Consider the following 15099-nt stretch of genomic DNA (forward strand, 5'->3'; position numbering starts at 1 on the left):
CCGGTCGATTCCGAACGTCGGGGCATGAACCTTCGAGCCGCCGACCTGACCGTGTTCGTGTTCGTCCTCGGCGTCCTGCTCTCGGGAATGTGGCTGGCCCAGCAGTTCGGCATGGAGTGGTCGCCGACGCTGTTCGCCATCGTCGCCGTCGTAGCGGCCGTCTGGACGGCGTACTACCGGTTCGGCGTGGAGCCGCGAATCGAAGCGAGCAGAAGAGACGACGAGACCGACCGACAGGAGGCCGGTGTCGGCGACGGCACGGGGGAGTGACCGACTGGCCGAATCGCACCGCAGACCGCCAATTTCTCCGGCTCGCACCGCCCCGCGACCACTCACTGGAAGGTGACCGTAGTAGAGTTTTGCCGCGTTCGAGACCTCCGATTACGCCCGCAGGACCGACGCGTCGAAGTCGTAGGCGGTGAAGTACTCCCGTTCCAGTTCGACGAGTTTCGCGAACAACTCCTGTGCCTCGTCGCGCGAGACGGTGACGAGCGGTTCGTTGAGGAACGCCTGAAACGCGAGGTCGAGGTCGCCCTCGAAGCCCGCGCGGACGAGCGTCTCCTGATTCGTGACGTGGGTTTGGACCATGCTCTCGACCTCGTCGGGCAGGCCGCCCGCACAGAGGGGCGTCACGTCGTCGCCGGAGAGGAGCGCGTTCGTCTCCACGACCGCGCCCTCGGGGAGGCCGTCGACCTGCCCCTCGTTGGGGTAGTTGAGGTGCGTGACGAACGTCCCCTCGCCGGCGAGCGCCCGCATGATGTCGACCGCCTCCTCACCGGACTCGCGGAACTCGAACGCCGCGTCGCCTTCGAGGTAGCGCTCCATCTCGTCGGGGCCCTCGTCGTCGGAGACGCGGGCCGAACTCGGCGTGAGTCGGATGCCGTACCGCTGGATTTCCGCGGGGTCGTCGATGCTCAGATACCACGGAACGAACTCCACGAGGTGGCGGTCGCCGGCCGCGCCGAGGGCGCCGAAGCGGTCGTAGAGGTCGAAGGCGACCGCCTCGTGGTTCACCCAGTAGGACTCGCCGTCGAGGTCGCCCGGTTCGCGGTCGAAAAGCGGCTTCCGGCGGTCGAGTTCCTCGTCGAGATACTGGAACACGTCGCGGTCGCGCCACCGCGCCTCGTCGACCCACGTGAAGTGGTTGACGCCCTTGACGTTCACTCGAATCTCGTCGCGGGCGACGTCCTCGGCCTCGTCGATGTAGCGCTCCGCCATGTCGGCAAACAGCTCCTGCGTCTTGAACACCTCGTGGCAGAGTCCGATGGCGTTGATGTCGGGGAACTCCTCGTAGAGCGCCCGCGTGCAGACCGTCATCGGGTTGGTGTAGTTGATGACCCACGCCTCGGGACAGCGCTCGCGGACCGTCGCGGCGATGTCGCGGTACTGCGGAATCGCGCGCAGCGCCCGAATCGCCCCGCCGGGACCGACGGTGTCGGCGACCGTCTGATAGATGCCGTACTCCTGTGGCACGTCGATGTCGTGGACGAACGTCTCGCCCGGCGGGTCCTGAATCGAACAGATGACGAAGTCGGCCCCGTCGAGCGCCTTGTCCATGCTCCGGGTCGCCTCGAACGACCAGTCGCCGACCGCCTCCTCGCGGTCCATCACGCGGTTGCCGAGGAGAGCGTTCTTCGACGCCATCTCGTAGTTCACGTCGTACAGCGTGACGCTCCCCGCGAGGTCGGGACACTGCGCGAGGTCGTTGATGAGCGTGTGGGCCCACCCCTGACTCCCGCCGCCGATGTAGCCGATGTCGATGGTTCGGGACGAACCCGACGGTACAGGCTCCGCTTGCTCCGACAGCTGATACATGTGATAACATATGACGAGACAGGGTCGCAAATAGCTGTCGTTTCGGGGGGTCCGGATGCTCCGTCACTCGGTCAGGATGGTGACCGGCCCGTCGAAGTTGAGGACGACGCGCTGTGCGGTGTCCCCGAACAGCGCCTTTCCGGTCGGCGAGCGCTGTCGGCCGGCGACATAGACGTGGTCACAGCCGCGCTCGGCGGCGACGCGAATCACCTCGTCCGCGAACTCGCCTTCCTCGGCCACGACGGTGACGGCGTCGTACTCGACGGTTCCGTCCACCGACTCGAACGCCTCGTCCGCCGCCTGCGACGCGAATCGGGTGGCGACCTCCCGCGCGGAGTTCGACTCCAGCGGCGTGTTGGCGGCGTCGCTCATCGCCTGCAACGTCTCGGCGTTCTCGACGATTTCGTCCTCGGTGATCCGCGTGAGGAGTACGAGCGGCGTGTCCGTGCCGGCCGCGATTTGCCCCGCCTCGGCGAGGAGGCGTTCGTTGGAGTCCGTACTGTCGACTACCACTAGCGATGACTGCATACCGGTGCCACGGTGCTTTGACGCATAAAACTATCCCGCGAGTCGGAACAGCGCGGGGTCGGTTCGGCGGCGCGGTGAGGAAGGAGACGAGCGGGCGAACGGCCCGACTCAGTTGTCGGCGCGGTACCGCTCAAGCGCGTCTTCGTCGATGTCGACGCCCAGTCCGGGGCCCTGTGGCACGTCCACTTCGCCGCCGGTCGGGTCGAACGGCGACTTGAGAATCTCGTCGCGGAGCGGGTTCTCGCTCCGGTCGAACTCGACCATCATCGGGTCCGGGACGTGCCGCGTGTGCGGGTAGTCCGAGACCGAGGCCGCGAACTGGACCGCCGCGGCGAGGCCGACAGCGCTGTTCCAGACGTGCGGCCGGACCGCCACGTTCTCCGTGCTGGCGAGGTCGGCGATGCGACTCGCCTCCGAGAGCCCGCCGCATCGACCGAGATTGGGCTGGACCACGTCGACCGTCCGGTCGTCCACGAGGCGCTTGAACTCGAAGCGGCCGTAGTGCGCCTCGCCGGCCGCGAGGGGTACGTCGACGCCGCGTTTGACCTCGCGGTAGCCCGAGAGGTTCTCCGGCGGGACCGGCTCTTCCATCCACGTGATGTCGAACTCCTCGATGGCCTTCGCGGTGCGAATCGCCTGTCGCGGCCGGTAGTTTCCGTTGATGTCGACCATCAGCCGCGCGTCGTCGCCGAGGAGTTGGCGGGCGGTCCGCACCCGCTCCACGTCGGAGTCCGTGCCGGTGCCGATTTTTATCTTGGCCGCCGAGAAGCCCTCGTCGACGGCGTCTCGAATCGGCGCGGCGATATCGCGGTTCGCCTCGGTGAAGTACATCGTCGAGGCGTAGGCCGTGAGCGTCTCGCGGGGCGTCCCGCCGAGGAGGCGGTGGACGGGTTTGCCGGTCGCCTTGCCGACGAGGTCCCACAGCGCCACGTCGATGCCGCTGAGGGCGCTCTGGACGAAGACGCTCCCGCCGAAGTGGTACGGGTCCGTGTACGACTCCTCCGCGAGTCGTCGCACGTCGAAGGGGTCCATGCCGACCACGTCGTCGCGGAAGAACTCGTCGACGACGGGCACGACGACGCTCCCCGGCGCGAACGCCTCGCCCCAGCCGACCTCGCCGGTGTCGGTGTCGACGCGGATGAGCGTCGTCGCTCGGTCGTGGCCAAACCCGCGCGCGTCACCGAGACCCTGCCCGTCGGGCAGGCGGTGCGATATCGGGATGACTTCGATGTCGGTTACGTGCATGAAAAATGTACCACGGAGAGACGCATTATAGCTTGTGCAGACGGCGAACGCGGCGAGACGGACGGAACGAAGAGGGCGAGGCGTTCCGAACCGCCGACTCAGTCGTCGTCGTAGTGGAACTCGGTCCACGGCCCCTCCTCGAAGGGGTAGTCGTCGAGCGCGTCGAGGTTCGCCTCGACGCCCAGTCCCGGCTCGTCGGACAGCGAGAGGACGCCGTCCTCGATGGCGGGTTGGCCCTCGATGATGTCGAACGCGAGGTCGAAGGGGTACATCCCGGGGTCGGTCTCGGCGTCGAGGAGCGGGTCGTCCTCGAACACCGGATATTCGAGGAGCGACACCTCGGGCGCGGCCGCGACGAGGTGCGCGTTGGCGAGCAGGCCGACCCACGTCCCGAAGTTGTGCGGGACGAACTCCACGTCGCGGCCGACGCAGGACTCGACCGCGGGGCGACAACCGGTGTAGCCGCAGTGGTGGCGAACGTCGCCCTGGAGGAAGTCCACCGCACCCGTCTCACCGAGCGCGACGAGTCCGTCTGGCGTCGGTTCGCTCTCGCCGCCGGCCAGCGGCGCGCCCGTCGCAGCGAGGTCGACGTAGCCCGCGTGGTCGTCCGGCGAGACCGGCTCTTCGACCCAGTAGCAGTCCCGCTCGGCGGCGAAGGTGACGAGGTCCTCGACCGTCTCGCGGTCGTAGCCGTCGCGTATCTTCCACCACGTGTGCACGTCGAGCATCACTTCCATCTCGCCCGCGACATCGGAGAGCAGTTCGATGGTCCGGCGGTCCCCGTCGGGGCCGATGCCCGGTCGGTATTTGTAGCCGAAGAAGCCGAGGTCGCGGATGGTCGCCGCCTGTTCGGCGTAGCCCTCGGGTTCCATGTACATCCCGGCGCTGGCGTACAGGGGCATCTCCGTCGTCGGGTCGGTGCCGTAGTCGTCGGCGAGGAGTTCGTAGATGGGCGCGCCGACCTCCTTCCCGCGGATGTCGTACAGCGCCACGTCGAGCGCCGAGGTGGCCTCGTGGCGGAGTCGGTCGGGGAGGTCGGTGTCGCGGAGCATCGCGTGGGCGTCTTCGACTTCCTCGATTGACTCGCCTTCGAGCGCGTCTGCGACCGCGCCGTTCACCACGTCCGCGAAGGTCCCCTGCGAGTCGCCCTCGAAGTACTCCCGCATCGCGGAACTGCTCGCGCCCGCGGTGGCGATGCCGCGAGTGCCGTCGGCCGACTCGACGACGACGAGCACCACGTCGCGTTTGAGCAGGCGACGGGTGCCGCCGTGGAAGGGGCGGTCCTGCGGCGGTTCGATGGGTGACGAGAGAGCGTAGCCGCTGATAGTCGCGATTCGCATATCTCAACAGACTCGGCCATCACGATAAAACTCCGCCCCACAATCGAAAAGTCGAGGAGAGAAAGGAGACAACCGGGAGAGAAAGGCGGCGCGCTACTGGAAGACGTCGGCGGCGAACGGGTAGCGGTCGTCGAGGGCGACGCGCTCGTTGCGCCGGCCCGACTCGTAGGCCGCCATGGTGATGAGCACCGCCTTGAGGCCGTCGCGGGCGGTCGCGGGCGGCGTCTCGCCGGTCTCGATGGCGTCGAGGAACGCGGTGCCCTTGCTCAGCCACCGCTCGTAGCCGTCGTAGGGGTGGTGTTCGGTCCCCTCGTCGTCGATGACGTAGCCGGTGCGGTCGTCCCACTCGTGGCCTTCGAGATATATCGCGCCCTCGTCGTCCCAGATGTGGACGTGCTCGCGGGTCCGCGCGACGACGCCCGTGTCGGAGACGTTCGCCACCGCGCCCTCCGCGAACTCGATGATGATGGAGGACTGGCGATCGAACACCTGCTCGTCGTCGTGGAAATCGACGTAGGCGTTGACGTGCGTGGGCGTGAGGCCGGTCGTCCAGAGGATGGCGTCGATGACGTGCGTGCCGACGTTCAGGAGGTGGCCGCCGCCGCTCAACTCGGGGCTCATCCGCCAGTCGTCTTCCGTCTCGTAGTAGGACTGCCAGTCGTGGGTCACCTCGCCGGTGATAAAGCGCGGGACGCGGTCGCCGTCGGCCCACTCGTCGCGGGCGCGCTTGTAGGCCGGATTGAAGTGTCGCTGGTAGCCGACCATCACGGTTTGGTCGCTCGCCTCGGCGCGGGTCGTGAGTTCGTAGGCCTCCTCGGCGTCGGTCGCGAGCGGCTTCTCGCAGAGGACGTGCAGGCCGCGGTCCAACACGGCCGAGGTCTGTTCGTAGTGGAGGCCGTTGGGCGTCGCGACGGCGACGGCGTCCATCGGGGCCGAGTCGAGGAACGCCTCGAACGACCGGTAGCGGTGCGCCTCGAGAACGTCGAAGGAGTCACCGACCTCGGTGAGGCCGTCGGGGTCCACGTCGGAGATGGCGACGAGGTCCGACCGGGGGAGTTCGACGAACTGTTGGCAGAGCCGACGACCGAGGCTACCGAGGCCGACGACGCCGACGGCGATTGGAGACGGGTCTGTCTGACGCGGCATGGATGCGATTACAGAGATAGGGCAGATAACTGTTGTGACGGTCATCAGGCGCTCGACGCCGCGCGCGACCCCCCTGTCCGAAGATTTTATGCGCGAGTGCCCGGTGGTTCGGGTATGCCACTCGCAGAGAGCGGTGTGCGCGAGCACCTGCGCGGCGTCGCCGCCGGGCTCCTCACCCCGTTCGACGACGACCTCGACATCGAACACGACGAACTGGCAGCGAACGCGACGACGCTCTACGACGAGGGAATCCGCACGTTCCTCGCGTCGGCGAACATCAGCGAGTACCACTCGCTGACCCGGCAGGAACGCGTCGGTGTGACGGAGACGGCGGTCGATGCGCTCCCGTCAGACGTGTGCGTCCTCGCCGGCGTCGGCGGGAGCACGGCGAGCGCGCGCGAACTCATCGACGCCTACGACCGCATCGGCGTCGACGGGATGATGATAATGCCGCCGGACCACACCTACGTCCACGAGCGCGGCCTGCTTCGCTACTACGAGAAACTAGCCGAGGTCTCGACGGCCCCGCTGGTGCCGTACGTGAAGGGGTTCGACCCCTCTATCGGCTACCTCCGCGACCTCGCGGGACTCGACGGCGTGGTCGGCATCAAGTACGCCATCGAAGACGCCGTAAAACTCGGCGCGGCCGCCAGCACCACCGGCGACGACGTGGTCTGGGTGGACGGCCTCGCGGAGCCCTTCGCCGTCTCGTTTTGGAACGAGGGCATCGAGGGGTTCTCGGCGGGCGTGAGCAACTTCCGCCCGGAAGTCGGCCTCGCGCTGTTCGATGCGCTCACCGAGGAGAACTGGGGGCGCGCCCGCGAGCTTCGAAACATCTGTCTTCCCTACCAGAACTTCCGCGACCAGACCGGGCAGAACAACAGCCTCGACGGCGCTATCAGCGTCCCAGCGGTGAAGAAGGGGCTCGAACTGGCCGGCCTGCGCGGCGGGGAAGTCCGCGAGCCGATTCGGTCGCTGTCGGCCGACGACGAGCGCCGCGCCGAGGAACTGTACGACCAACTCGACGACGACATCGAACGTCTCATCGACTGAGTGGGGACGACAGAAGACGCCGACGACCGACAGCGGCGAGAGCGACGGCCACGGACGAGGTCGAGTCGCGTCGTGGTGTCGTCGCGGGGAGTGACGACTGAACCGACGGTTCAGCGACGAGACGGCCGGCCTGCGCACCGCGGGCCGGACCGGACAGCTACCAGTATCTCGCGCGACCCAAATATTCATCACCCGAGACGCGGGGTATGTTGGCATGCGCGAGTTCGAAGCGACCGCCGAGGCGACTCAGCCGCCGACGTGGGCGCACAAACAAAGAGCGCTGTTCGACCTGACGGCCGACGCGGTCGACCGCTTCGTCGACGACTACACCGGACCCGACGGGGAGCCGTTCTGGCCGCCGGCCGACCACGTGGGCGTCGACGGCTTCGACGACGTGGTCGAAGGGTTCTCCAACTGGCCGCTGTTGTACGCGATGGGCGGCGAGGAAAGCCTGCTCGACCACGCCCGCCGCGTGTACGAAGCCGCGCTCGAACGCGGCGCGGCGACGGAGACGCCGTTCGGCCATCCGATGGTCGTCGACGAGTTCGAACAGTGCCGCGACTGGTTCCACCTCGGGGAGGGCAATCTCTACACGTACAACATGGGCCTCGCCGCGCCCGACGACGAGGCGGTCGTCGACCGGGCGAAGAAGTTCGCGGAGCTCTACACCGCCGACTCGGAGACGGGAAACTACGACGCCGACGAGCGGGTGGTTCGCGGGCCGATGAACGGGAGCATGGGCCCGGAGTTCTGCGACTTCTCCGCCTACGAACACCACCCCTACGGCGCGGACTACCGCTGGGCCAGACACGGCCTCCCGTGGCGAGACTTGGAGTTCGACGAGGCCGCGGACCTCCTCGACCCGGCGAACGAAGAGCGCCTGTTCGAGGTGTTGAACGAGCGCTGCGCGAAGGGCGACATCCCGCTGAACCTCAACATCACGAGCCTGATGACGAACGCCTACCTCCACACCGGAGAGGAACGCTACCGCGAGTGGGTGACCGACTACCTCGGCGCGTGGCGGGAGCGGACGGCCGAGAACGGCGGCATCATCCCCGACAACGTCGGGCGCTCCGGCGAAATCGGTGAGTACACCGACGGCTCGTGGTACGGCGGCTACTACGGTTGGTCGTGGGGCGGGTGGCACTACGTCGGCATCGGGCCGACGGTCGCCGCCGAGAACGCGGTCCTGCTCGAAGGCGACCGGGAGTATCTCGACTTCCCGCGGTCGCAACTCGACGTTCTCGTGGAGAACGGCATCGAGGTGGCCGAAGACGACGTACACAGCACGCTCTACATCCCGCACAAGTACGGCGGCGAGGGCGACTACCACTACGACGCGTCGGGCGTCCTCACGGAGGACGACGGGGAGGTACTGTGGCGGGACGGCTGGTACGAGTTCCAGCCGCACACGGACGACCCCTACGCGGTCCACCTCTGGTATATGTCCATGCGCGACGAGGACCGAGACCGGATTCGTCGGCTCCGCGACTGGGGAAAGCAGGACTGGCGACGCGTCGACCCGCGGGCGAAGACGAAACACGGCGACGGCCACGAGTACGCGTGGCTCGCCTACCTGGACGGGGAGTTCCCGGACTACCCGGACCGAATCCTCGACGCGACGCGCGAGCACGTCGACGAGCGACTGCGGCTGTTCGACGCTGAGGGGAACGAACCGACGGCCGCGGACGAAGACTACCTCAGGGACCGGAACCCGGCGTTCCACAAGGGGCTCCTCCAACTCACGATGGGCGCGCCACAGCCCGTCTACTACGGCGGCCTCGTGATGGCGCAGGTGCGCCACTTCGACGCCCGCAGGGAGCGGCCGGGACTCCCGTCCGGCGTCGCCGCGCTCGTCGAGTCGGTGACGAGCGACGGACTCGAACTGACGCTCGTCAACACCGGCGCGAGGCGGGAGGAAGTCGTCGTTCAAGCCGGCGCGTACGGCGAGCACCGGTTCACCGCGGTCGAGACCGACGGCGCGGAGCGCGGTGTCGACGACGGCGCGGACGACTCCGGCAGCACGAGCGACGGGGAGGACAACAGCGCGGACGCGCTCCGAGCCCGACTCCCCGCCGGAAGCCGGATGTCGATTCGCGCCGGCCTCGACCGCTTCGTCGACGACCCGAGTTACGACCACCCGTGGTCGGAGACGGAGCCGTAAGCGACACGCCGACCGCGCCGAGCCGGGTTCGGGAGGTGCGTACGAGGACTCGAAAAGCGCCGATTCGTTCCCGTCACGGGAACGACAGTATTCGTCGCGTGGCATCTCAGTATTCGAGGGAGCGACGGAGAAGTCCCGAAACCGATTATTAGCTATCAGGTCGTTCTACGACGGAAACATCGAGAGGAACGGTGTTCCCGTGTTGGGAATTATTGATCGAAGTATATTCTACGAGTCCGGAGTGAGGGCCGTGGGAGGGGCTATCAGACATAGATTACACCCATATGTCTGTAACGAAAATGGGTCGGGAAATCGGGCCAGCATCTCGTAGTTCGTCGGCACCGAACGCAGAAGTGGCTGATTCGTCGCTGATAGCCGTTCTTCTTCGATGGTCCATATTGTTCCCTTCGGGGGAACGGATTTTTGCGCGTGAGCGAGGACCGCAGTCACGAGTGGTGAGAGAATTTATCACCGGGGGCGAACACTATGGCGCATGCTCACACGAGTCACCGTCTGGAACGAGAACGTCCACGAACGGGAGGAACCGGCCGTTGCGGAGCGGTATCCGACGGGAATCCACGGAACCATCGCGGCGCATCTGGAGGGACCGGACCGCGAGGTACGAACGGCGACGTTACAGGAACCCGAACACGGCTTAGACGAGGCGACGCTGGACGCGACGGACGTGTTGGTCTGGTGGTCCCACTGCGCCAACGACGAGGTGACAGACGCCGTCGCGGAGCGCGTCGTCGACCGCGTTCACGAGGGGATGGGCTTCATCCCGCTGCACTCGGGGAAGAACTCAAAGCCGTTCACGCGACTGATGGGGACGACCTGCAACATCAAATACCGCCACGGCGGCGAGCGCGAGCGGGTGTGGGTCGCGGACCCCGGCCACCCCATCGCCGACGGCCTCGACGAGCAGTTCGTCATCCCGGCGACGGAGACGTACGGCGAACCCTACGACATCCCTGAACCCGATAGAACCGTCTTCATCTCGTGGTTCGAAGGCGGCGACGTGTTCCGCTCGGGCGTCTGCTACCGCCGCGGCCGCGGGCGAATCTTCGCCTTCCGACCGGGCCACGAGGAGTACCCCATCTTCCACCAAGACGAAGTCAAACGCGTCATCGACAACGCCGTCGAGTGGGCGACACCGACCGAGGGCGCGTCGGCGCGGTGGGGGAAGACCGACCCGCTCGAGCACGTCGGGGAGTGAGCGGAGCGGCGCGCGTCGGCGCGGTGACTGTTCCCCACTGAAGAACGACGACCACAACTGCTGGAACGAATTCGCTCTTTCGTCACTGGGAGAACTGGGAGGATGTTCGACCTCGAATCGAGCAGCGGGGCGGCCACACATACCATATTTAGATATATATTTGTGAATTGGTAATTCAACGTAGAGCATCAACAGAGGGCTACGGCGTGCTCGCGGTGGGGTTCCACCGTGAGCCGACAGTCCGCATCAGCCATCCGCCGATTCGACCGCACCCCAGACCGAACATGGAGGCGAGACAGAGGACGGCTCCGCCGGCGAATACGAAGAACGCGACTCTGGACAGCGGCCACGCCACCGTCGTTCCCGTCGTCACCGCGAATATGACCAGTTCTAGAACGCCGCCAAGAAAACCGGCGTAGAGTCCGGCGGCGTCCGAATCCACCGAGCGGACCGCGGCGACGGCTCCCGCGATGACCGACCCGAATATCATCATCCCAGCACCGACGGTCGCCTCCGAGTTCGGGAACCAGTTCACCACGGCACTGATGGGGAGCGAGACTATCGCCCCGACGAGCGCGGCGTTCCATTCCGGAGAGAGGGCACTGAAGCGGGGAATCGAGACCATACGCACGTATGTAAGACGGCTAAGAAGTCATATAGTTGGCGGGGTTTGACCGCGGGGTTCGAACTGTACTCGGCGTCTGGGCCGTACGTGGTACTGTTCGCAGACTGTGGGGCCGGCGATGACGACAGTACCCCGGAGCAATAAATATCATAAGTAGTATATGAATAGAATCCACAAAGTATTTTGATATATTGTAATCGGGGGTTCGGTTCCGACGTAAGAGCTACTACGATGCCCGCAGAACGTGTTCCATGGCAGACAGTACAACAGTCGACGAACTGGTCGTCACGAAGCTTTCCGAGGCAACCTCGACAGCACTCGGAGCCGGTCGTACGGAGTCGGTCGAACTACGCAGCGTGTCGGTCACGCGAGCGACGCTGGAACCGGTGTGGGGAGCGGAAGCCGACCGCGACGGAACGGAACCCGACTACTGTCAGAACGCCCACGACATCTACGTCGTCTCCGGGACGCTCGGTCTCGAACTGGACGACGGGGCGCGGACGGAGATTGCCGCCGGCTGTGCCGCGACCATCCCGCCGGGGCATCGCGGCTGGACGGTCGGAGACGAGCGACTCGTCTATCTGGAGTTCGACCCGAGCGAGCAACCGTGAGTACCATACCGCCGGTCCGCGTAGCCTCCCGACGAGATGTCCCGATTCGTGGCGGCCGCGTGCCAGCTAGACTCGCGAGACGACAAGGCGGCGAACGTGGAGCGGGCGCTCGGCCTCCTTGACGAGGCCGCGGCCGACGGCGCTGACTTCGTGGCGTTCCCGGAGATGACGACCTTCATCGGCCCGGAAGAGCGGTTCGCAGAGGTCGCGGAGGCGCTGGATGGCCCGACGATACAACGGTTCTCGGAGAAGGCCCTCGAGCACGGCGTCTTCGTCCACACGGGCAGTTTCTTCGAGCGGATTCCGGACAGCGACCGGGTCTACAACACGTCGGCGCTCATCGGCCCGAGCGGCGAGGTGCTCGACACCTACCGGAAGGTCCACCTGTTCGACATCGAACTCGACGGCAGCGTCGAACACCGCGAGTCCGACTACGTCGCCCCCGGCGATAGACCGGTGACGGTCGATACCGACCTCGCGACGTTCGGCCTCTCTATCTGTTACGACCTCCGGTTCCCGGGGCTCTACCGGACGATGGCGCAGTCGGGCGCGAACGTCCTGCTCGTCCCGTCGGCGTTCACGATGCACACCGGAAAAGACCACTGGGAGCCGCTCCTTCGCGCCCGCGCCATCGAGAATCAGGCGTACGTCATCGCGCCCGGCCAAATCGGGGACAAGCCGTCGTGGGTCGAGACCTACGGCCGCACGCTCGTCGTCGACCCGTGGGGGAACGTGATTTCGAAGGCGCGGGACCGCGAGGAAGTCGTCACGGCGACCATCGACCTGTCGCATCTAGACGGGATTCGCCGCGACATGCAGACGCTCCAGCACGCGCGACCGGACGTGTACGAGCGCCGATGACGACAACGACGCCCGACTCGATTAGCTCCCGCCGAGGACGCGCTTGAACAGCGTGAACGTGAGCAGGGTGAAGAACAGCCCGTTCAACATCCCCTGACTCGCCGCGAGCACGCGCGCCGCCGGCCCGAGCGGGTTGATATCTCCGTAGCCGACCGTGCTGAAGCTGATGTAGCTGTAATAGACGTTGTCGAAAAGCACTTCTATCGTCGTTTTGTCGACGGCGGCGGGGTCGAAGACGCTCCCCGCCTGCGTCAGGAACGGCCCGCCGAGGGCGTAACACAGCCCGAACAGCGCCGGGAGGAGGAACGTGAACGCCGCGATTCGCGGGAGTCGGTTGCCGTAGCCGCAGGTGACCTGCATGAGCGTGTTCAGCCCCACGCTGGCGACCTTCTTGCCGCGGGCCCACGTGTTCAGCGAGTACTCGTTGAGGATGATGTCGAAGTTCTTCTGTCGGTTGTAGTAGTACCGCTTGAACTCGAACTCGCGGCTCGCGGGGGTGTCACCGACCGCGTTGGCGCTGTCCTGCGCTTTGCGGTACGTTTCTTCGATGATATCGGGCGTTAGCTCGACGGCGAACTGACCGGTCGCGCCGTTGCCGACGAAGTCGTGGATGGTCCAGTCGTTGCGTTCGAGATAGCCGTGGTGGTCGCTGAAGTCGAAGCGGTCGAACTCGGTGAGGCAAAAGCGGAAGTGGTCCAAAAGCTGGTGTTCGTTGCCGTCGCCCTCCAGCGTCAGGTCGCCGATGGTCGCGCGGGTGAGGTCGTACGGCGTCGGCTCGCCGGCGCCCTGCGAAATCGTGCCGCCGGAGAGCGTCGCGTCGGTGAAGTCGAGGTAGGTGTCGCGGTCGCCGACGAGCACGCGGAAGCGCGCCGTCTCGAAGTCCGACTGCCGGAAGTCCGCCCGGTCGTGGAACGTCGTCTCCCAGAACGACGCGCTCGTGAAGTTCGCGGCCTCGAACTCCGCGCCGGCCTCGAAGGTCGCCTCGTTGAACGAGGCGTTGGCTTCGAGATGTTGCAGTTCGCCCTGGAAGAACGCCCCGCGGAAGGACGCGAGGCCGTGGAACGTGGCGGCGTTGAATCTCACGTCCTCTTCGAATCGGGCCTCACCGAACCGGGCGTTCGATTGGAACTCGACCGCCTCGAACGAGGCATCGGAGCCGAACGTCGCCTCCTCGGCGACGACGGCGTCGCGGAACTCGCTGTCGTCGAAGTTCGCTTGCCCGCCGAACGACGCCAAAGAGAGGTCGAACGCGCCGTCGACGCGGAGGCGATAGCAGTCGGTGCGGGCGGTGAACGTCGCGCGGTCGAAGCTGACCGCGCCCTTGAACACGGCGTCTTTGAAGTCCGAATAGCGGAATCGAGCGAGTTTGTAGTCGGCTTCGCCCTCGAACGTCGCGCCCTCGAACGTCACGTCGTCGTGGGTCGTCCGGCTGCCGCCGTTGAACTCGACGCCGCGGAACTCGGCCAACTGCATGAATCGGGCGTTTGCGAAGCTCGCGTCGTCGTCGAACCGCGCCTCGTCGAAGTCGGCCATCTCGTCGAAGCGGACGCCGTCGAACCGAGCGTCGCCCTCGAACTCGACGTGTTCGAAGTCCGAGCCGGCGGTAAACCGCGCGCCCTCGAACGTCACGTAGTCGAAGATGGCCTGTCTGAAGCTCGCGTCGTCGCGGAACGTCGCGTCCGCGAAGGTGATGTGGTCCTCCAGAACGTGACTGCTCCCGCTGGTCTCGACGTTGCGGAAGCGCGCCGTGCCGTGGAACGTGGCGTCCGCGAAGCTCGTGTCGCCCTGAAACACCGTCTCGTCGCACCGGACCTCGCCGTGGAAGGTCGCCCCCGAGAAGCGAACGTCCTGTTCGAACGTCGCCTCGTCGGTCGTCACCGCGCCGGTCACGGTGACCTCGCGGGCGTCCACGTCGCCGGTGACGACCGCCTCGTCGAGTTTGAGGCGGTCGACCGTCGCCTCGCGGAGAATCAACCCCTGGTCGAGCCGGCCGTGGGTGAGGTCCAAGCCCTCGATATCGGCGTGTTGGAAGTTGAGGACGTGGTTCGTCGCGCCGTTGATGTCCTGATAGGTGAGCGAGAGATGCGGGAGGTCCGCGCCGACGTACTCGTTGACGCGGGTGTCGGGCGACTGGAGGTTCGCCCGGAGTTCGTCGACGATGTCGTCGCCGGTCACGTCGAGCGACGCGCGCTCGTCGCGGCTCATGTGGAACACGCAGAACTCGCTTTCGGGGTGGGCCTCGTGCGGACACTCCCACGTCGTCTGGAGGTGGGCGTCGGTCTGCACCGACGGGTCGAACGTGTACCGACACGACGAGGAGGACATCAGCGCCGGCGTGGACTCATTTCTCGACATGGCTGGGAAGGGGCGGATGGCTGGGGAGGGGCGGATGGCTGCGGTGGGCGCGCTGAGGACGGCGGGCGTGGCGAATGCCGCGAGTCCGGCGGCCGAACCGAGTGCGGCGAGCGCGCTCGGGCGTCGGGGCGACGCTCGAC

Annotated in this window: 13 protein-coding genes; 6 read left to right on the forward strand and 7 right to left on the reverse strand. The window is 66.4% G+C overall.

Features of this window, described 5'->3' with window-relative positions; translation table 11 throughout:
* Positions 1 to 24: 24 nt before the first annotated feature.
* On the forward strand, positions 25 to 270 hold the full coding sequence (locus C458_RS02595) for a hypothetical protein (protein ID WP_008572958.1): 246 nt from the start codon (positions 25 to 27) through the stop codon (positions 268 to 270).
* Between the two features lie 111 nt (positions 271 to 381).
* On the opposite strand, the gene C458_RS02600 is transcribed toward C458_RS02595, so the two are convergent.
* From C458_RS02600 to C458_RS02620, 5 genes are all read right to left on the reverse strand, one after another.
* Positions 382 to 1815, reverse strand: coding sequence for a hydrolytic enzyme lplD (locus tag C458_RS02600; RefSeq protein WP_008572959.1), 1434 nt, complete (start codon positions 1813 to 1815; stop codon positions 382 to 384).
* Positions 1816 to 1878: 63 nt separating this feature from the next.
* Positions 1879 to 2328: a universal stress protein gene (locus tag C458_RS02605; RefSeq protein WP_004041197.1), complete on the reverse strand. Its 450-nt coding sequence runs from the start codon at positions 2326 to 2328 to the stop codon at positions 1879 to 1881.
* 123 nt (positions 2329 to 2451) lie between these two features.
* A complete protein-coding gene (locus C458_RS02610) occupies positions 2452 to 3588 on the reverse strand; it encodes a mandelate racemase/muconate lactonizing enzyme family protein (RefSeq protein WP_008572962.1) in 1137 nt (378 codons plus the stop codon).
* A gap of 98 nt (positions 3589 to 3686) precedes the next feature.
* Positions 3687 to 4928 (reverse strand): mandelate racemase/muconate lactonizing enzyme family protein, encoded by a 1242-nt coding sequence (locus tag C458_RS02615; RefSeq protein WP_008572964.1) that lies wholly within the window; start codon positions 4926 to 4928, stop codon positions 3687 to 3689.
* A 93-nt stretch (positions 4929 to 5021) separates the two neighbouring features.
* A complete protein-coding gene (locus C458_RS02620) occupies positions 5022 to 6074 on the reverse strand; it encodes a Gfo/Idh/MocA family protein (protein ID WP_008572966.1) in 1053 nt (350 codons plus the stop codon).
* Positions 6075 to 6188: 114 nt separating this feature from the next.
* On the opposite strand from C458_RS02620, the gene C458_RS02625 reads away from it, so the two are divergent.
* From C458_RS02625 to C458_RS02635, 3 genes are all read left to right on the forward strand, one after another.
* Entirely contained in the window at positions 6189 to 7127 is a 939-nt protein-coding gene (locus C458_RS02625; RefSeq protein WP_049897145.1) for a dihydrodipicolinate synthase family protein, read from the forward strand.
* A gap of 214 nt (positions 7128 to 7341) precedes the next feature.
* A complete protein-coding gene (locus C458_RS02630) occupies positions 7342 to 9291 on the forward strand; it encodes a hypothetical protein (RefSeq protein ID WP_008572969.1) in 1950 nt (649 codons plus the stop codon).
* A 493-nt stretch (positions 9292 to 9784) separates the two neighbouring features.
* The gene (locus C458_RS02635) at positions 9785 to 10507 is read left to right on the forward strand and encodes a ThuA domain-containing protein (protein ID WP_008572971.1); all 723 of its coding nucleotides are present in this window, start codon (positions 9785 to 9787) and stop codon (positions 10505 to 10507) included.
* Positions 10508 to 10706: 199 nt separating this feature from the next.
* Here the strand turns inward: C458_RS02635 and C458_RS02640 are convergent, their stop codons facing one another.
* Positions 10707 to 11132 (reverse strand): DUF5518 domain-containing protein, encoded by a 426-nt coding sequence (locus C458_RS02640; protein WP_008572973.1) that lies wholly within the window; start codon positions 11130 to 11132, stop codon positions 10707 to 10709.
* A gap of 251 nt (positions 11133 to 11383) precedes the next feature.
* On the opposite strand from C458_RS02640, the gene C458_RS02645 reads away from it, so the two are divergent.
* Both C458_RS02645 and C458_RS02650 read left to right on the forward strand, forming a co-directional pair.
* Positions 11384 to 11743: a hypothetical protein gene (locus C458_RS02645; RefSeq protein ID WP_008572976.1), complete on the forward strand. Its 360-nt coding sequence runs from the start codon at positions 11384 to 11386 to the stop codon at positions 11741 to 11743.
* A gap of 36 nt (positions 11744 to 11779) precedes the next feature.
* On the forward strand, positions 11780 to 12604 hold the full coding sequence (locus tag C458_RS02650; protein WP_008572977.1) for a carbon-nitrogen hydrolase family protein: 825 nt from the start codon (positions 11780 to 11782) through the stop codon (positions 12602 to 12604).
* Between the two features lie 21 nt (positions 12605 to 12625).
* Here the strand turns inward: C458_RS02650 and C458_RS02655 are convergent, their stop codons facing one another.
* Positions 12626 to 14929, reverse strand: a complete 2304-nt coding sequence (locus tag C458_RS02655) for a pentapeptide repeat-containing protein (protein ID WP_008572979.1) — start codon at positions 14927 to 14929, stop codon at positions 12626 to 12628.
* Between the last annotated feature and the right edge of the window lie 170 nt (positions 14930 to 15099).

Source organism: Haloferax sp. ATCC BAA-644, assembly GCF_000336975.1.
GTDB lineage: Archaea > Halobacteriota > Halobacteria > Halobacteriales > Haloferacaceae > Haloferax > Haloferax volcanii.